At 62.5% G+C, this 17,871-nt stretch carries 16 protein-coding genes; 5 read left to right on the forward strand and 11 right to left on the reverse strand.

Annotated features, from left to right (window positions below):
- Both QN224_RS20330 and QN224_RS20335 read left to right on the forward strand, forming a co-directional pair.
- Positions 1 to 335: SUMF1/EgtB/PvdO family nonheme iron enzyme (locus QN224_RS20330; RefSeq protein WP_283978128.1), on the forward strand; the 335-nt coding region annotated here is incomplete at its 5' end.
- The gene (locus QN224_RS20335) at positions 314 to 1,321 is read left to right on the forward strand and encodes a ScyD/ScyE family protein (RefSeq protein WP_283978129.1); all 1,008 of its coding nucleotides are present in this window, start codon (positions 314 to 316) and stop codon (positions 1,319 to 1,321) included. The genes QN224_RS20330 and QN224_RS20335, both read left to right, overlap by 22 nt.
- A gap of 13 nt (positions 1,322 to 1,334) precedes the next feature.
- Here QN224_RS20335 and QN224_RS20340 read toward each other — a convergent pair whose 3' ends face one another.
- From QN224_RS20340 to QN224_RS20365, 6 genes are all read right to left on the reverse strand, one after another.
- A complete protein-coding gene (locus QN224_RS20340) occupies positions 1,335 to 2,117 on the reverse strand; it encodes an ATP-binding cassette domain-containing protein (RefSeq protein ID WP_283978130.1) in 783 nt (260 codons plus the stop codon).
- Positions 2,107 to 4,362, reverse strand: a complete 2,256-nt coding sequence (locus tag QN224_RS20345) for an ABC transporter permease (protein WP_283978131.1) — start codon at positions 4,360 to 4,362, stop codon at positions 2,107 to 2,109. Before QN224_RS20345 ends, QN224_RS20340 begins: the two co-directional genes overlap by 11 nt.
- A gap of 81 nt (positions 4,363 to 4,443) precedes the next feature.
- A complete protein-coding gene (locus tag QN224_RS20350) occupies positions 4,444 to 5,526 on the reverse strand; it encodes a substrate-binding domain-containing protein (RefSeq protein ID WP_283978132.1) in 1,083 nt (360 codons plus the stop codon).
- Positions 5,527 to 5,764: 238 nt separating this feature from the next.
- Positions 5,765 to 6,781, reverse strand: coding sequence for an amidohydrolase family protein (locus tag QN224_RS20355; protein WP_283978133.1), 1,017 nt, complete (start codon positions 6,779 to 6,781; stop codon positions 5,765 to 5,767).
- A gap of 41 nt (positions 6,782 to 6,822) precedes the next feature.
- Positions 6,823 to 7,515 carry a class II aldolase/adducin family protein gene (locus QN224_RS20360; RefSeq protein WP_283978134.1) on the reverse strand — a complete coding sequence of 231 codons (693 nt, stop codon included), beginning with the start codon at positions 7,513 to 7,515 and terminating at the stop codon, positions 6,823 to 6,825.
- An 88-nt stretch (positions 7,516 to 7,603) separates the two neighbouring features.
- A complete protein-coding gene (locus QN224_RS20365) occupies positions 7,604 to 8,593 on the reverse strand; it encodes a PhnD/SsuA/transferrin family substrate-binding protein (RefSeq protein ID WP_283978135.1) in 990 nt (329 codons plus the stop codon).
- 255 nt (positions 8,594 to 8,848) lie between these two features.
- Between QN224_RS20365 and QN224_RS20370 the strand changes: the two genes are divergently transcribed.
- Complete coding sequence (locus QN224_RS20370; protein WP_283978136.1) at positions 8,849 to 10,462, forward strand: FAD-dependent monooxygenase; 1,614 nt, start codon at positions 8,849 to 8,851, stop codon at positions 10,460 to 10,462.
- Positions 10,463 to 10,526: 64 nt separating this feature from the next.
- Here the strand turns inward: QN224_RS20370 and QN224_RS20375 are convergent, their stop codons facing one another.
- The 5 genes from QN224_RS20375 to QN224_RS20395 form a co-directional block, all read right to left on the reverse strand.
- Positions 10,527 to 12,035, reverse strand: coding sequence for an ethanolamine ammonia-lyase reactivating factor EutA (locus tag QN224_RS20375; RefSeq protein ID WP_283978137.1), 1,509 nt, complete (start codon positions 12,033 to 12,035; stop codon positions 10,527 to 10,529).
- Between the two features lie 11 nt (positions 12,036 to 12,046).
- Positions 12,047 to 13,285, reverse strand: coding sequence for a cupin domain-containing protein (locus QN224_RS20380; RefSeq protein ID WP_283978138.1), 1,239 nt, complete (start codon positions 13,283 to 13,285; stop codon positions 12,047 to 12,049).
- Positions 13,286 to 13,493: 208 nt separating this feature from the next.
- On the reverse strand, positions 13,494 to 14,243 hold the full coding sequence (locus QN224_RS20385; RefSeq protein WP_283978139.1) for an IclR family transcriptional regulator: 750 nt from the start codon (positions 14,241 to 14,243) through the stop codon (positions 13,494 to 13,496).
- A gap of 261 nt (positions 14,244 to 14,504) precedes the next feature.
- The gene (locus QN224_RS20390) at positions 14,505 to 15,278 is read right to left on the reverse strand and encodes a class II aldolase/adducin family protein (RefSeq protein WP_283978140.1); all 774 of its coding nucleotides are present in this window, start codon (positions 15,276 to 15,278) and stop codon (positions 14,505 to 14,507) included.
- A gap of 104 nt (positions 15,279 to 15,382) precedes the next feature.
- Positions 15,383 to 15,700 (reverse strand): non-heme iron oxygenase ferredoxin subunit, encoded by a 318-nt coding sequence (locus tag QN224_RS20395; RefSeq protein WP_173513447.1) that lies wholly within the window; start codon positions 15,698 to 15,700, stop codon positions 15,383 to 15,385.
- A gap of 228 nt (positions 15,701 to 15,928) precedes the next feature.
- Between QN224_RS20395 and QN224_RS20400 the strand changes: the two genes are divergently transcribed.
- Together QN224_RS20400 and QN224_RS20405 are read left to right on the forward strand one after the other, a co-directional pair.
- The gene (locus QN224_RS20400; RefSeq protein WP_269275301.1) at positions 15,929 to 17,215 is read left to right on the forward strand and encodes a Rieske 2Fe-2S domain-containing protein; all 1,287 of its coding nucleotides are present in this window, start codon (positions 15,929 to 15,931) and stop codon (positions 17,213 to 17,215) included.
- Between the two features lie 88 nt (positions 17,216 to 17,303).
- On the forward strand, positions 17,304 to 17,825 hold the full coding sequence (locus tag QN224_RS20405) for a hypothetical protein (RefSeq protein ID WP_283978141.1): 522 nt from the start codon (positions 17,304 to 17,306) through the stop codon (positions 17,823 to 17,825).
- Positions 17,826 to 17,871 lie beyond the last annotated feature (46 nt).

Genomic DNA, 17,871 nt, shown 5'->3' on the forward strand with positions numbered 1-17,871 from the left:
AGGCGGTGCCGGCCAACTTCGGCATGGACAGCTGCTGTTCCGGCGATGCACGCGACGGCTATCCTATGACCGCTCCGGCGGACGCCTTTGCCGACGGTGCGAGCGGAGAGGGCGTCCTCAATCTCGTCGGCAATGTCTGGGAATGGACCAGCGATGTCTATGCACCCTATGAAGGCGGGACGGACGCGGTGAACGTCGGACCGTATCGCGTGCTTCGCGGCGGCGCCTGGAATAGCGATCCAGCTCATCTTACCACGACCTATCGCCTCGCCTATGATCCGGAATTCCGTTTTGCAGCCAATGGCGGCTTCCGATGCGTTCGCTCCAAGCCCTGATCATCGCCACCGGTCTTCTGATCCTCGCAGCCGGCGCCGCTGCCGAACCGACAGCCGCGCCCGGCTACAGACTGGAGACAGTCAGCAAGCCGGGTGCCGCTTTCTCCGGCCTGTCCCGCAACCGTGAGGCGCTGCTTGTCACCGATCTCGCCAGCGGCCGGCTTTACCGGCGTGAGCCGGATGGTGTCCTTGTCTCCTTCGGTCCGGCCTTTCCGCACGGCCTCGATGTGATCGGCGACCCGACCGGCCCCTACCGCGTCACGCGCGTCGGCGATACTTTTGTCGTGGCTCAAGGGTGGACGCCGGTCGATGCCGGCGAAGGTCCGCTTGACCATGCCCTCGTGGCGATCGGCGAGGACGGCAACCCACGCGTGATCAGCAGCGATTTCTGGAATCCGTTCGACTTCGCAGTTACGAATGGAACCTACTACGTCATCGACTCCGCACGAAATAGCGTCGAACGCGTGCAGGCGGACGGTCGAAAGCAAACGGTCATGACCTTTCGCCGCGTGAAGCAGGAAACGACGGCCTTGCGGCAGCTTTCTCCGACGGAGTTTACCGAAGAGAACGGTTACGAAGTCGATGCGGTGCCGACCGGCATCGCTCTTCGCGACCGGCGCATCCATGTGGCGCTATTCGGCGGATTTCCTTTCCTCGACGGCGCGGGAAAGATCGTTTCGACCCCGGAGACGGGTGAAACAACGGTGCCGCGGGTCGATGTCGAAGGCCTGAACGCGCCGGTGGCAATCGCCTTCGATGCGGATGGCGGGATGCTTGTCCTCGAGCATGGTCGTTACGACCAGAAGGAGGGTTTTCTGAAGGGGAGCGGTCGATTGCTCAAACTCGATAAGACGACGGGCGCCAGGCAGACCATTCTCGATGGGCTGACACGGCCCGTCTCCGTCCTCGTCTGGGACGAGCGGCGGCTCGTCGTTTCCGAGCTTGCCGGTAATCTCCACTTCCTGACGCGGGAACCGACGCCATGACGCTGACGAGCACTCAGGCATTCCTTGCCTGGTCGGCCGTAAGCGCCTGGTCGCGCGTTCCCGAAACGATGATCTCCAGCACCTCGTGCTCGTCCGTGTTCCCGATGTATCGGTCGCCGACATACTCGCCGCGCTTGAGCACCATGACGCGATCACCGACAGCGAAAATGTCGACAAGGCGGTGGGAGATGATGATCTGGGCGACGCCTTGCCGCTTCAGTTCCAGCATGGTCTCGAGCAGCCGTTCGGTCGCCATCACCGATAGATTGGCTGTCGGCTCGTCGAGGATCACCACGCGCGGCTCGAACGAGATTGCTCGCGCGATCGCCACCGATTGCTGACGGCCGCCTGACAGGCTCTCGACCTTCTGATAGACCGAATTCACATCCACCTTGAGCCGCTTCAACACGCCGTCGGCTTCCGCATACATGCGCCGCCGGTCGACAAAAAACCCCCGGCGCGGCCAGCGGCCGAGAAAGATGTTCTGGCCGACGTCCATGTTTCCGCAAAGGGCGAAGTCCTGGTAGATCATCTCGATGCCCGCCGCGCGGCTTTCGTGCGGGCTCTTGAAGTGGACCGGCTTTCCAGCGACCAAGATCTCGCCGGCGTCGCGCTGGTAGGCGCCGGTGAGAATCTTCATCAGCGTGGATTTGCCGGCCGAGTTGTCGCCGACGAGGCCGAGGATCTCGCCCGGGTAGAGCACGAGGTCGACGCTGCGGAGCGCCTGCACCGCTCCGAAGGCCTTTTCGATACCGCGCATCTCGATAATCGGAGCACTTCTGGGGCTATCGGGCATGGCTGGTCTCCGGGGCTCGCTGGCGCGCAAGACGCTCGCGCAGGCGGCCGAACAGGTTGGCCTGGCGAACCCAGATATCGACAAGCACTGCGACGATCAGAATGCCGCCGATGAAGACGTTGATCCAATGCTGCGGCATGCTGAAGCCTTGGACGTTGAGCTGCAGCAGCGCCCGCACGAGTGTGATCACGGCCGCGCCGGCGAGCGCACCGATCATCGTGCCGTAGCCGCCGAAGATCGAACCGCCGCCGATGATGACTGCAGCGATCGCATCGAGTTCACGGAACTGGCCGGCCACCGGGTTGAAGCTGCGGAAATAGGCGACGTTGATGATCCCGGCCATGGTCGCGCAGAGGGCGGCCAACAGCAGCGAAAGAAACCGCACGCGATTGGTGTTGATCCCGGCATAGGCGGCGGCCCGGATGTTCCCGCCCGTGGCGTAGACCTGCTGACCGAACGGCGTGTAGGCAAGGACGACGCCGGCGACGAGCGCCACGAGGAGCATCCAGATCGTCTGCACGCTTACGACCAGGGCGACAGTGCGCAGAAGCCCGTCCGGCAGCACGATCTGCATGTGCAGGAGGATGTCATTCACCTTGCGGCCGATGAGGTTGTAGCCCTCGGGCCAACCGGTCAACTGCTGACCGGCGACGAACCAGGCGGCGAGGCCGCGGGCGATGTAGAACATGCCGAGCGTGGCGATGAAGGCCGGCAGCTTGAAGCCGACGGTCACGACGGCATTGACGAGGCCGGCGGCCATCCCCGCCAGCAGGCCCATCGTCACGGCGGTGACCGGGTCGGCGCCCAGCACCTTCAGGAAATAGGCCGCGGTACTGCCGGCAAGGGCGAGCACGGCGCCGACGGAGAGATCGATATCGCCGGCGGCGATGACATAGGTGAGCCCGACGGTGATCAGCGCCAGCTCGGTGTAGTTGAGCATGATCGCGAAGGTGTTGGAGAGATTCCACCAATAGTCGGGCCTGAGCGCAAGGCCCGTCAGCCACAGGACGGCAGTCAGGATGATCGCGAGTGCATCCCGGCGGCCCAGAAACCGACCGAGCATGGTGGTTGACGGCGCCATGTCCGTCGCCATGACCCCCTTTGTCTGCACGCCCTCGAGCGCCACACCCTCCATCTCGTAGGCCGGCGGCGGTGGCTGGCCGCGCAGCCACGCCCAGAACCGCGCCGCAAGCTGGCGGCGAATGAGGTGCGGCTCGATGAGCACCGCAATGACGAGGAGCAGCCCGAGAAACACCAGCACGGCACCTGAAGGCAGGGTGTATCGGGCGTTGACGGCAATGGTCTCGCCGCCGATCACGACGGTACGCGTGATCGGCCAGCCTTCACGCAACACCTTGTCGATCAGGACGACGACAGCGGTGCCGAGGCAGGAGCCGATGACACGGCCGCGGCCACCAAGGATCGACGCCCCGCCGATGATGACAGATGCGATGACGGTAAGTTCCCAGGTGACGCCGTAAAGGGGCGTCACACCCTTGTCCTGAGCCGCGGACAGGAGTGCCGCAAGGGTCGCCGAGAGCGATGAGATCAGATAGGCCCGGATGCGCACCCAGTTCGTCGGTATACCGGCATAAATCGCCGCCTGCTCGTTGCCTCCGGTGGCGAAGGTCTCGTAGCCCCAGCGGGTTTTGGCGAGCACCAAGGCGCCGACCGTGGCAACGATGGCGAAGATGACGATCTGGTTGTTGAAGCCGAAGACGTTGCTCCCGCCTAGGTGGAAGAAGAGCGGGTAATCCCTTGCTTTGCCGGAATAATAGATCGCCTGGCCGTGCGTCAGCGCCAGCACGAAACCGCGCCCGATGAAGAGGATCGTCAACGTCGCGATGAACGCCGGCACCTTCAGAACGGTGACGAGCATGCCGTTGACGAGCCCGATCAGCGTACCCAGTAGTATGCAGACGATCACTGACGTCGCGATGTCGAGATTGAGAAAGCTCGGCGCGAACAGCCGGGCGAAGATCACGGCGATCAGGCCGTAGGTAGAACCGACCGAAAGATCGAGGTCCTTGTTGGCGATGACGAAAGTCATGCCGACGGCGATGATCCCGACGCGGGAGGTGTCGCGCAAAAGCGCGTGAAGAGCACCCGTCGATCCGAAGAAGGCCGGATTGACGAGCGCCCCGCCGAGAAAGAGCAGGGCGAGGAAGATCAGAAGGCCGGCTTCCCAGCCGCCGACAAGCTGCGGTGGTGCACGGCCGAGCGATGCCGTCGTGGTGAGCGCCATGGAGTTCCTGCGATTCTTGCTGTCATCACGATGCGGGAGAGCTTGCGCCCTCCTGCATCTGCTCAGATGCACACGCCGGCATCAGTTCTCGAAACGCTTGCCGACCTTGGCGACCGTTTCCTTGGTCACGAGTTGGGCACGCGTATCGAGATTGGCGGCCGAAATGCCACGGTCGATCTGCAGGTAAAGCTGCATCACCGGCCAGAAGCCCTGCAAGAACGGCTGCTGCCCGAGCGAGCCGGTGAGGTTGCCGGCAGCGATGCCTTCCTGCTGGGCCGGGCCAAGGTCGAAGCCATAGGCGCAGAACTTGTTCGTCCACCCCATCTGTTCGACGGCCTTGACCAGCGGCGGCGTGAAGACGTTGTTGGCGGTAAAGGCGCCGACGACGTCGCCGCGCGACTCGAACAGCGACACGAGCGCATTGACCGGGTCGTTCGGGTTCGTGTCGATGCCGACGTTTTCCGGGCCGGCGTCGACCTTGAAGGCGTCGAGCTTGCCGGCATCCTTCAGCGTCTTGACGATCGCGTTGAAGGCGGCGGTAACGCGGTTGTTCACTTCGATGTTGCCCATTGCGGTCGACGACGGCAGCAGGATCGAGCCCGAAGTGGCGCCGCTTTCGAGCACGCATTTGGCCAGCGCCTCACCGCCGATCGCTGCAGCCGAAGCGTCCTGGCCTGTATGGCTGATGCTGCTTCGGTTGAGGATCGTGCCGTCGAAGGAGTTGGTCGTAGCGACCGGAATGCCGGCGGCCTCGGCGGCCTTGACGATATCGTTGTATGCGCCGGCCTGCGGTGTCGTCATGATGATCCCATCGATCGTCGGGTCCTGTACGATCTGGTTCAGGATCTCGATCTCGCGGGCGGGATCATCCACCGGCGATTCCGAACCGAGCAGCAGGATGGTCGCGCCGATCATGTTGCCGGCGACCTTGGCTCCGACATAGACCGGATCGAAGAAGCCGTTGCCGGCCGTGTGGGTCACGATGGCGAAGGTGAGATGGCCATCGGCCGAATGGAAGTTCTTCGTTTCCGGAGCTTCCTTGGCGGCTTCATCGAAGCTGTAGCCGCCGACTGCCTTTTCGACACTGCCGGACTGGGCAAAGGTGTTCTGGGCGCAAAGGGATAGCGCCGCGACCGATGCCGCACACAATAAAACTCGCCTCATGTTGGTCCTCCCTTGCAATCACGGGAGAAAGCCGTTCGGGCGCGTGACTGAGAGGGTCCGAAAGCTTCCTCCCATCTGCCAAGATGCTAATATTCTGCGCATTCCGGTCGAAGTAAATGGTGAACTCACCAAATTGTCGTATTATTAGGGCGGTAGACCGGTTTCGCGAGATAAACGCCCTGGCGCTGTCGACGCCGGCGGGCGCCCCCCCATCGCCGGCGTCGACTGCCCTCGAACTTCAATGCGCTGAAAGCCCGAAGAGCGCCTCAGCATTGCGGAAGCAGATCTTTTCGAGGTCCGCCTTGGGAAGGTCGAGCGTGTTCAGGATTTTCAGCGTGTCGCGGATATAGCCGGGGCCTTTTTCCGGATCGAACGGCGAGTCGGACGCAAAGAGGATGCGGTCGCTGCCGTAAAATTCCAGGCCGCAGAGCGTCGCTGCGCGCGAACCGAAAACGGCGGTGTCTGCATAGAAATCCTTGAAATAGTCCAGCGGACGCTTCTTCAGCCGCTTGAGCACGAGAGAAAGATCCTCGTCCGAGGTCCGCTTGCCGAGCTGGTCCCAGCCGGGGCCGACACGTCCTTCGAAATAGGGAACCATCGCTCCCATGTGGTGGGCCAGCACCTTGAGGCCGGGAAGCCGGTCCATGAAGCCGGAGAAGACGAGCCGCGCCATGGCGGCGCTGGTCTCGTAGGGCCAGCCGAAGGTCCACCAGATCTCGTATTTCGATTTGTCCTCCGTTGCATAGTCCGGCATGGACGAGTTCCGTGACGGGTGGAGCAGTACCGGCTTGCCATGGCGGGCAGCGGCTTCGAAGATCGGGAAGAAACGCTCCTCGTCGAGCGGCGCGCCGTTGACGTTGGTGTGGATCTGCAGGCCGTTCGCGCCGAGTTCGGTGAAAGCCCGCTCGGCTTCTCTGACGGCCGCTTCGGGAGCGTTCATCGGAAGTGCGGCGACGAAGCCGGCGAACCGGTCCGGGTGTTTCTCGACGAGTTCCGCCAGTCCGTCATTGCCGAGTTTGGCAAACTCCGTCGACAGCTCCGGGCCGCCCATGGCTTCGAGCGGCGGCATGCCGAGCGAGAGGATCTGCGTATAGTCCTTGAACTCGTCCATGACACGGAAGCGGGCTTGGAGGTCATGTATGCAGGGAATGCCTTGCATCCGGCGACCGATATCCTTGCCGGCACCGTCGAGCTGCTGGATCCTTTGCCAGAGCGCTTTCGGGAAAAAGTGATTGAACGCGTCAATATAGTGCATCGTGTTCCTCTTGCTGCGATTTTGCTTGGTGGCGCCGAGGGTCAGCCGCGCTTCAGGCGCCGGACGAGATAGGCGAAAGTGGCTTTGAACATTTCTTCGCGGAACATGTGCCGGCGCTTGGCCTTGACGTCCTCCGGCTTACCGAGCGCCTTGGCGCCGCCCGCCGCCTCTACCCAAAGCTGCATCATGCAGGCGGTTTCGAGCGAAAGCGCCAGGTAGATTGCCGGCTCGATGCTGGCGGCAGCGGTGACGATGCCGTGGTTCTGCAGCAGCATGGCGCCATGACCGCCGAGCGTTGCGGCCACCGCGCGGCCGCGTTCGGCCGTGGTGATCAGCTCGGTTGTTTCGGAAAAGACCGGCAGTCCTTCGGAGAAGATCGATCCGGCGTGGCCGATCGCCTGCAGCGGTTTACCAAGGGCAGAGAAGCTGACCGCGTAGGGCGCATGCGTGTGCACCACGGCGTTGACGTCCGGTCGCGCCTTCAGCACCTCCGAATGGATATAGACCTCGTTGTGGCGGCCGAGATCACCGGCGACCTTCTCGCCGTCGAGACCGACGGTGATGAGGTTGTCGGGCGTGATTTCCTCAAGGCCGATCTTTGAGGCCTTCATGTAGAAACGATCCGGCGCATCCGGCACGCGCACCGAAATATGGCCCCGCGTCCAGTCGCCCTGTCCGGCCTGTTCGAGGATCTTGCCGGCCTCGACCATTCTCTGTTTCACGTCCTCATGCATCGTCTTCTGCTCCGATGGCTCATTGCGCAGGAAAGGATTGCCGCCGGCGAGGAGGGCTCCGCCGCTTCGGTCTTGCAGGTCGCAGGCGCTACACACGGTGCTTGTCCCCCCGCTTGCGGCCTTGCGACACGTCGAGGAAGAGTTCGGAGAGCGGCACCTTGCGATCGATCAGGCCCTGTTCGTGTGCATAGCCGACGACCGTTTCGAGCGTCCTGCGGTTCTGGCCGTCGAGGCCATAGGCCCAGGGGTCGTCGCCGAGGATTTCCTGCTGTTCCTCCCAGGCCTCGCGGTACCAGGCGAGCGGCACGATGCGCGGATTCTCCATGCGCCGCATCGCGATGCGCTTTGCCTCGTTGAAGGCCTGAAAGAGATTGATCGGCACCCAGGGATGGCGCTCGACGATCTCGGGGCGGATGCCGAGAACATGCATGATGGGGAAAATGCCGGTTCGCCTGTAATAGGCGATCTCCTCCCGCTTGTAGTCGGGAAAAAGCCGGCCGACGCGGGGATCGCGCCTGACGATCGGTTCGATGAGGTCGGGATGGAGGAGCGCGTCGATCTCGCCGTCCAGAAGCATCTGCTCAACCGACTTGTCGTTGGGAAGGCGATGAAGCCGGAGCCCTTCCGGCGGCGTGAAATCGACATCCTCGTCCAGCTCCGCATACCAGTCGATCGACTTGTGCGGGACGCCGTACTCGCTTTCGAGAAGCCCGCGCAGCCAGAGCGTCGCGGTGACGAGATAGCTCTTCACGCCGACCTTGCGACCGATCAGATCCGTCGGTTCGCGGATTCCACTTTGGGTGTTGGTGAAGATGAAGCCGTGGCGAAAGCGGCGGTGCAGAAAGACCGGGATCGCCGCGAAGGGCAGCCCCTGTGCCTTCGCGGCGATGTAGGATGATAGCGAGACTTCGGCGACGTCGAACTCGCCGTTTCTCAGAAAGCGCCAGTGACGCGTCGTGGAGTCCATCTCGGTCAGGATCGTGAGTTCGATCCCGTCCGGTCGCACGCCTCCCTCCTTCAGTGCCCGAACGATCTCGTAATCGCCACAGGCCAGCGTCAGCTCAAGCTTTTTCGTCACCCGTTCCTCCCACTTCACGCGAGCTGCCCTGCGGCATCACCTAATGCACCATGCGCCAAACATCGCTGGAATGTCCAGCAGAATCTAAGAGTTTCTCGTAATGTGAGATTCTGTAATTTTCAGTTTGACGGACGAAACAATCTGACAGTACAAGTTTGTCATCCCTATCCGGCGGTGCTCGTTGTGTCGCAGCTGTGATCGATGTCGGTTTGCCGGGGCTGGTTGTGTCGCTAACAAACTTGATGGAATCTTATCATGCGCGAAACGGACATCCTCATTGTCGGAGCCGGACCTGTTGGGCTGACACTTGCGATCGACCTCGGCCAAAGGGGCGTGCGTTGCACATTGATCGAGAAGAAGGCGGCGCCGGAGTTTCTGCCGAAGATGGAGCGCTGCAACGCGCGAACGATGGAGATATTCCGGCGCATGGGGCTTTCCGAGCGGATCAGGGCGGCCGGTCTTGACGCTTCGGTTCCGATGGACGTCTATGTCGTGCTGGCGATGAACGAACCACCACTGGTGCGGCTGCCTTACCCATCCGTCGCCGAGTCGCTTGCGGAGATCGCGCTGAGCACCGATGCCTCGCAACCGCTCGAAGCCTATCAGCTCATCTCGCAATATACCTTGGAACCGCTGCTGAAATCTGTCGCCGAAAGCCTGCCCAGCGTCACCGTGCGCTACGGCTGCGAGTTCCTGTCGCTGGAGCAGGACGAAGGTGGCGTCACGGTACGGACCGCGGATGCGAAGGGTGCGATCGAACACATCCGCGCCAAGTATCTGGTTGGCTGCGACGGCGGCGCGAGCCCCGTACGCAAGCAGCTCGGCATCAAACTGCGCGGCGAGGGGAACCTTCTGCATCTGCGCCAGGCGCTCTATTACAGCGAGACGCTTTATGACCGCATTCCGATCGGGCGCGGCCCCGGGCGCGGGCGGCACTATCATGTCGCCGATGGGCAGGCGACGTTCCTCATCATGCAGGATTCGACCAAACATTGGACACTTCACGCGGTCGTCGAACGTGACGAGGACATGGCCCAGCAGTTCGAAAAGGCCGTCGGCGCGCCGGTCGACTATAGAATGCTCTATGTCGGGCAATGGAAGCAGAACCTGCTTCTGGCGGATCACTACGGCACCGGACGGGTCTTCCTCGCGGGAGACGCGGCGCACCTGGTGATCCCGACCGGGGGCCTTGGCATGAACACCGGCGTCGGTGACGCCACCGATCTCGGTTGGAAACTTGCGGCGATGCTGCAGGGCTGGGGCGGGCCCAACCTCCTGCGCTCCTACGAGATCGAGCGGCGACAGGTCGGCGATCGAAACGTCGGCGCGTCGCGTTATGCGTCGCTCGGCCGACGCAAGTGGCGCTCTGAGTACCGGCCGGACATCCGCGACGCGACGCCGGCGGGCCAGGCGACACGCGACAATCTCGCGCGTGTGGCAGATGTCGAGCAGCGCAAGACCAACGAGATGATCGGCGCCGAGCTCGGTTATCGCTATGTCGGCTCGCCAGTCATCACCGATGAGCCCGGAGGGCCGGAACACCTCTTCCGCGAGTACCATCCGACCACCTGGCCTGGTGCCCGGCTGCCGCATCTCTGGCTCGATAGCGGCGAGCCGGTGCAGGACCGCATCGGCCGAGGCTATACGCTGCTGCGGCTCGGTGGTACCGGCGCCGACGACGGCGCTCTCGGCAAGGCTTTTCGCGCTCGCGACGTGCCGTTCGCGACGGTCGATATCGCCGAACAGAGGGCGCGCGATATCTACGGCTACAATCTGATCCTCGTTCGCCCCGATATGCATGTCGTCTGGCGTGGGAACCAGGCGCCGGAAGATGCGGCCGCAATCGCGGCCATGGTAACAGGCCACTGAACGGCAAATGCCGCGAAGCCTCCGAGGCTTCGCGGCAGGTGTAAACAGCAGTCGATCGCTGTGCTCAATCGCGGTCGAAAGCTTCATGGCCGAGACCGAGGCTCGGGAAGACCAGCGACTTGATCACCACCGGCACGGCGCCAGACGTCTCGAGCATAGCGCCGATGTCGATGAAATCGAACTCGTCGAGTTTGATGCCGTCGATGGAGACGAGTTTCGAGACGCCGGCTTCCTGTTTGCAGTGCATCCCGACAAGGCCACCAATATCGCCTTCACCGACGAGGATCAGCGGATGACCGCTGTGAAGGATCGGAGCTAGCCCTTCGACAATGCCGCGACAGAAACCGTCGAGGCGCCGATAGCTTGCCGAGCCTTCCCATTCGTAGCAGACGGCCACCGCACTCTCGCCGTCTGTGAGATCGAGCCGTGCCAAGGCCTCCCGCACCGCGCGGGCAATGGCGTCCGCGTCGATTTCCTCGCCGAAGACGAGCGCCGGCTTGATGACCGGCACGTTGCGCACGGGCAGCATGTCGAGCGGGTCGACGAAGATCGTGCTGCCGCTCACTTGCACCGTATATTGCGAGGCGCCGACGACGGTTGCCCGAATGCCTTGCTGCGGGCGCTCCAGCTGCGGAGGCCAATTGGCGAGACGTTGTCGAAGTTCGACGGCAAGAAGGGGACCAAGATCGCTGAAATCCTGTTCCGTATCCGCATAGAGGAACTCGGAAACGCCGCCCGAGATCATCACGACGTCGGGTGTCGGGCCGGCCGGCAAAGGCGGCAACCGGTGAAGATCGGCGGTTTCCCGCCGTATCTCGCCGCCCTGCATGGCCTCGAACAGCAAATCGATCATCGAGGCGGCGATGCTTTGGGCATCCTCGGCCGTCAGTATCGCGCCGAGTTCGATCGCGACCCCTGCGCGACGCGCAAAGTAATAGCCTGCTTCTTCGATCCGCGTGATGCGGCGGTTGGCGTCGAAGGCGATCACGCGTGCGCCGATATCGATGGCGCTGATATTACGGATTGCGCCGTCCTCGCAAAGAGCGAGCTTGGAGGTGCCGCCGCCGATATCGACGTTCAGCACCCGTGCGCCTTTGCCGGAGCGTGCGACCGCGCCCGAGCCGAAGGCGGCGAGCGTCGTTTCCAGCCCGTCTCCGGCACTGACGACGACGAACTTTCCGGTCTGGGCGGAAAATATTTCACCGATCGCACGCGCATTGCGGCGGCGGACCGCGACGCCGGTCAGGATGAGCGCGCCAGTGTCGATCGCCTCCGGCTTCAGGCCGGCGGCCTCGTATTGGTCGGCTATAAACGCCCCGAGCGCCTCGGCATCGATCTCGTTGTCATCGGCGTAAGGCGTCAGCAAGACCTCGGACTGGTGCAGCAGCGTGCGCTCGACCACCATGTAGCGCGTGTCGAGGCGTTCGAGCACGATGCGCGAGAAGGCGAGGTGAGATGTCGACGAACCGATGTCGATACCGACGCTGGTCAGCCTGATCTCATCCTCGAGTTCCATGCTGCGGCCGACATTCGAAAAGAATATCCGGCCGCCCTGTTCTTCTTCCTCGAACATCGCTCCGCCAATCAGACGACCGTCGACATCTTTTTGGTCGTATCGGTCGGCTTCTCATACCACTCGGGCTTCATGCGGATCTCCACGCCGTTCCGCTTGAGATGGGCCTCGTATTCGTTGCGGATGAAAGGGTCTTCCATCCAGTAGGGGATGGCGGTGCCGCCTTCGTTGACGTCGATTGCGGTGTAGTCGGTGTGTTTTTCGCCAGGTGCGCCGGGATCGCGGCCGGGATTGTGCGGGCCGAACCAGGCCATCAGGCGGAATGGTTCCTTGGAGACGCTGAAGTGCTGGTGATACCAGCGGGCGCCGCCGGGCGCCGCCGTCACCATGCCGAACGGGCCGTAGTCGAGGCGGCGTACCTTGTCGGCGTGGCCGTCCTTCCAGGGGTTGACGCCGTATTGCTCGGGCCAGGTGTAGGTATAGCCTTCGCCCTTCAGGCAGATCAGGATCGCCGCCGAGGTGTGGGCGTGCGCCTTGGAATAGCGGCCGTTCTCGTGCTGGCCGATCCAGTAATAGAAGGTGTTGTTGGTCATGAAGGGCTCGACGCGGCGGTAGCCGGGCGAACGCCGATTGTCGAGCGGCAGTTCGCAGTTGACGGCGTCCGGCAGGAAGTTCGTGCGCCGCATGGCGAGACCGCGCACCGGATCGGGCTCGATCTCTTCGCGATATTTGTAGAAGTCGTCGGCGCCTGAGAAGCGGTCGCGGAAGACGTAAGGGTTGTTGAAGACGGCGTCGGCGTTCTGGAGTTGGTTGAGCACGTTCGGCGCCGTGGTGCCGCCGAGCAGCAGTGCAGGACTGTTGGTTGCATTGACGATGCGGTGCCATGCATTCATCGGGATGGAGAACATAGAGCCCTCCTGCCACTCGAAGACATGCTTGCGGCCTTCGCCTTCGAGCCAGACCTCGGTGGAGCCGCGCCCCTCGACCACGATGTAGATTTCCTCATACATGTGCTTCTCGGCGTTGAGTGCGCCGGCGGCGGGGACCTCGACGAGGTGGCAGCCCCATTTGGTTTCGGTGCCGTAGAGCTGGATATAGGTGCCGTTGCCGCCGGTCCGCTTCCACGGCTTCAGCGGCAGGTTCTTCACGCTCGAGACGCCGAGATCGCGAAAGACCGGAATGCCTTCCTCTTCCATGAACTGGTCATAGGGCGTCGGCTGTTTCTTGAACTCGCCGAAGCCAGCCTTCTTGGTGCCAGCGGGCTCATGCCAGTGGGTACCGGTGCCGCCGCCAAGTGGGTCCTGATGCATTCCTGTCTCCTCTCGGTTGTCGCAGTCGGGCAGCGCGAGCCGCGCTCGCGGCGGGGGAAGCATATCTGCTCCGGATTGCCCGTTTCAGCCAAACGCTAACAGACGGAGGGAATGACGGTAGTGCGTTTTCGGAAAGGCCTCCTTTCCGATCCGATCGAAGTCTGCTTGGCCACCGGCGAGCGAGCGAGGCCGTGAAGTGCGTCGCTTCTCAGCTGCGCGCTACGGCCTTGGAGATGATGCCGGCACAAAACACGACGCGCTCGGCGACATCCTCGATCATTTTCGAATTGGTGCGGGAATCCCGGAGTGTCAGGCTCAGGCTACCGAGGATCTCCGAACGGCTGTCGAAGACGGGGGCCGCCACGCCGGTCACGCCGGGCGTCACATCGCCTGTCGTGCTCACCCAGCCCCGCTGCCTGTGCTCCCTCAGCGCAGTCTTGACTTCCTTCAGCGTCGTGCCGAGGCCGGCGGCAGCAAACTGTTCCGGTACCAGGCCATAGAACTTGCGCAACTGATGGTCAGGCAGGTAGGCAAGAATCCCGAGCGATGCGGCGCCGTGAAGAAGTGACCGCCTGCGTCCGCGTTCGTAGTTGCTGTGGATCGTGTCCGTGCCGCTTTCCTGATGGACGCAAAGCACGTCGAACCGGTATCGGCGGCAGAGGAGGGCGATGCCGCGGAACTGGCTGGCGAGCTCCTCCATTACCGGGCGCGCCGCCCGGATGAGCACGTCGCCCGTTCGGATCTTGTAATCCAGTTCGACGATCCGCGGCCCGAGCATGTAGCCGACAGAAGGCAACGACGTGAGAAGGCCCGCGTCCGTCAGTGTCTTCAGGTAGCGATAGAGCGTCGAACGGGTATAGCCGAGCCGTTCATGCATCTCGTCGAAGGTGACGGCAACGGCGTCCTCGCCGCTGTCGAAAAGATCGAGAATGCCGAGCATCTTTTCGTGGCTGTTCAAGCGGCGGTCCCCCGCAGGTCAGCAGGAAAGAAGCCGAACAGAAGGGAAAGTCGCGAAGGCAGACCGATCACGGATGGCGACATCGATACTCGTACTCGAAGCTCAAGAGCCGGCGGGGCGGCCCGTTGCGCGGCGGACCGGGGTTCACCGGTCCGCCAATGTGGGATTCGCGCACATCTTGTGCCAGCCACACGCTTCCTTCAAGCAGCAAATTCTAAGGCCGGTCGCCCGACCTCATCGTCGTTTCTCAGCGGAGCTTGGTCACGCGTTCCACGCTTCGGGGAAGATGCCGTCCCGGATGGCGCCGCGGGCGTAATAATTCCAGAGCTTGCGGATGTGATGCCCGCGCCTGAAACCATGGGAGAAGGACTCGATTTCGGCTTCCGTCAGCGGCTTCAGCTTGCCGATTGCGGCGGCACGATAGGCGGCCTCGGCGTTCTCAACGAGGTGCAGCGAATCGATGAAGACGCCGCGCACCGTTTCGGCGGTAACGATCTGCCCATGTGCGCGAATTTGCATGGCGTGGTGCGGTCCGAGCGTCTCAACGATACCCCGACCCCTTTCGGCATCGTCCACGTGGGCGGGATCCGGATGGACCGGAATACCGCTCTTCCAGCGGATCGCGTGGTTCTTGAAGGGCAGCAGCGGCACGTCTTCGACAAGCGTGAAGACGTTCGTCACGTCGTGATGGAAGTGTGCGATCGAATTGACGTCCGCCCGTGCACGATAAATCTCACAATGAAGGAATACTTCGGACGGCGGCTTGATGCCGGTCGGGCCAGACACGACCTTGCCGTCGCGGTCGCAGACCAGGAGATCGTCAGGAGATACTTCGGCGCGACTCTTCTCCTGCGGCTGGATCAGAAAGGTGACGCCACCCGGCAGGCGAGCACTGACATGGCCGCTATACTCCAGTATTTTCAAGCTGTTGAGCAGCCGCGTGCTCATCGCCACATCGAGGCGCAAGGACGCTTCGGATGGCGCGTCGGCTGCCTCCGCGGCCGCCGCACCGTCGCTCTTCTTATGGACCTGCATGAGTTCCTCCGTGAGATAGAATAAATCTCACATTATACGACTTCGTTGTTTTCGCAAGCGCGCCGGAGCGTCGGTCATCGGCCGCGCACAAAGCGCGAGCGGCGTCAAACCTCGATCGTTACGTTCTCTCCCTCGATCACCACCTTGTAGGTTTTTACCGGAATCATGCAGGGCGGCGTGACCACTTCGCCAGTGCGGACGTCGAACGCTCCGTTGTGGAAGTCGCACTCGATCGTGTGGCCGTCGAGGTAACCTTCGGAAAGCGATCCCGGACCGTGCGTGCACAGGTCGTCGGTAACGTAAAACACGCCGTTGACGTTGAAGACGGCGAGGGTGAGATCGCCTTCCTCAACCCGTATCGCGCTGTCCCAATCGACGTCGCTCGTGGAACACAGCCTAATTCTGGTGCTTGCCTCGGCCATTCCTGGCTCCTCCTTCGTTGCGTTGCAGGCCCGCTTGACGGGGCGGTCATCAGATTGTACGTTGCTTAAACAGAAACAGCGTTCCGTATAAAGGAACACAGAAAAGATACCTGATCGGTCGAGAACGTCAACCCGGAATTCGGAAAAGCCGCGAGGCGGTCGGAAAAGGGGAGTGGCGGCGCAAATCGGCGGACCGCCCAAGCGGTCCGCAACATGGAGGAAATGAAAATGCTCAGGAAGGAACAGAACGATCTTCTAACGCAGACGGGCCCGGGCACGCCGATGGGCGACATGTTTCGCTGTTATTGGATCCCGGCGTTGCTCGCGGAGGAACTGCCCGACAACGATTGCGCGCCGGTCCGCGTGAAGCTCCTGAGCGAGCGCCTGCTCGCCTTTCGTGACAGCGAAGGCCGCTACGGGCTGATCGACGAATTCTGCGCCCATCGCGGCGTCTCGCTCTGGTTCGGGCGCAACGAGCAAGGCGGTCTGCGCTGCCCCTATCACGGCTGGAAATACGACCACACCGGCCAGTGCACCGAAGTGCCTTCGGAGCCGAAGGAAAGCGGCTATTGCGGCAAGATCAAGCTCAAATCCTACCCGCTGATCAAGATCGGCGACATCCTGTGGACCTACATGGGGCCGGCTGAAAAGCAGCCGCCGCATCCCGAATGGGAGTTCGCGCTCGTTCCCTCGGAACAGACTTTCACATCGAAGCGCTGGCAGGAGTGCAACTGGCTGCAGGCGATGGAGGGCGGCATCGATTCCAGCCACGTATCCTGGCTGCACAGCGGCAATCTCAACAGCGACCCGCTCTTCAAGGGCGCGCGCGGCAACAAGTACAACATGTCGGATGCGAGGCCCTTCTTCGAGGTGACCGACAGTGAGGGTGGTCTCTTCATCGGTGCCCGACGGAATGCCGAAGAAGGCCATTACTATTGGCGCGTCACACCCTGGGTCATGCCGTCCTTCACGATGGTTCCGCCGCGCGGCGACCATCCCGTTCATGGTCACTTCTGGATTCCGATCGACGACGAGAACTGCTGGGCCTGGAGCTTCGACTATCACCCCGTTCGCGCGCTGACGAAAGAGGAACGCCAGGCGATGATCGACGGCAAGGGCATCCATGTCGCCTACGTGCCTGGAACCTACCGGCCGCTCGCCAACAAGGACAATGATTACCTCATGGACCGCGAGGCTCAGCGCAAGGGCATCACCTATTCTGGTGTCGAAGGCATCGCGATGCAGGACGCCTCGCTGCAGGAAAGCATGGGGCCGATCGTCGATCGCAGCAAGGAAAACCTGGTGTCGACCGACAACGGCATCATCATGGCACGACACCGCCTGCTGAAGGCCGCTCGCGCATTGCGTGACAAAGGCGTCGTTCCTCCGGGCGTCGACCCGGTTCATCACCGCGTCCGTTCGGCTGCGATCGTGCTGCCGGTCGATAAATCCTATGTCGATGTCGCCGACGAGGCGTTGACCGTGATCGAGGGCAAGGCGCAGACCAGCGTTTGAGGCGGGGGCCGGGACACGGGATCCCGGCGGCCTCAGTCGTCGGGATCCGTGTATTCGCCAGCAGTTCGTTCCAATGAGGAGAAATGTCATGCAGCTCGGACTGAGCGAAAGTGCGCGCTTCGCCACCGCGGAGGAAGCACGTTTCCGTATCGCATACCCGAATTCGCTGCCACGCAAGTCCCGTGTCATCGCTTTGGATGAACCGAGTGTGGCGATGCTGCGCACGCTTGCCGACATGCCCTGGAGCGGCGCGCATTTCCTGCGTTACGTCAACGCAAAAGGGGCAACTGATTCCCTCCACATGCTGCCGGTCGACGCGGTCTTGGAGGACCTTGAAGGGAAGAGGGTCAGCCTCGCCGACGAGCTCGCCGATGCCGACATCATCGTCATGGTGACGACAGCCGGTACCGCGGCTGAGGCTGCAGAAGTGATCGGCAACGCCTGCTTCGTCCGCAACAAGCTGGCGACCGGACTTGTGCGCAACGCCGAGGGTATCTCCGCGGAGGATCTGGCACGCACGCTGACGACCATGCGTCCCTTTGCGGCGATGCTGGTGGTCTCCAACGGCGACGAATATGTCGGCGAAATGCTGAGTGCGCTCAGGGTTTGAGATCGGCAGGGTGGTGATGTGAGACCATGGCAACTGTGTTATGGAC

The sequence above is a fragment of the Sinorhizobium sp. 7-81 genome, assembly GCF_030124405.1.
GTDB lineage: Bacteria > Pseudomonadota > Alphaproteobacteria > Rhizobiales > Rhizobiaceae > Sinorhizobium > Sinorhizobium psoraleae.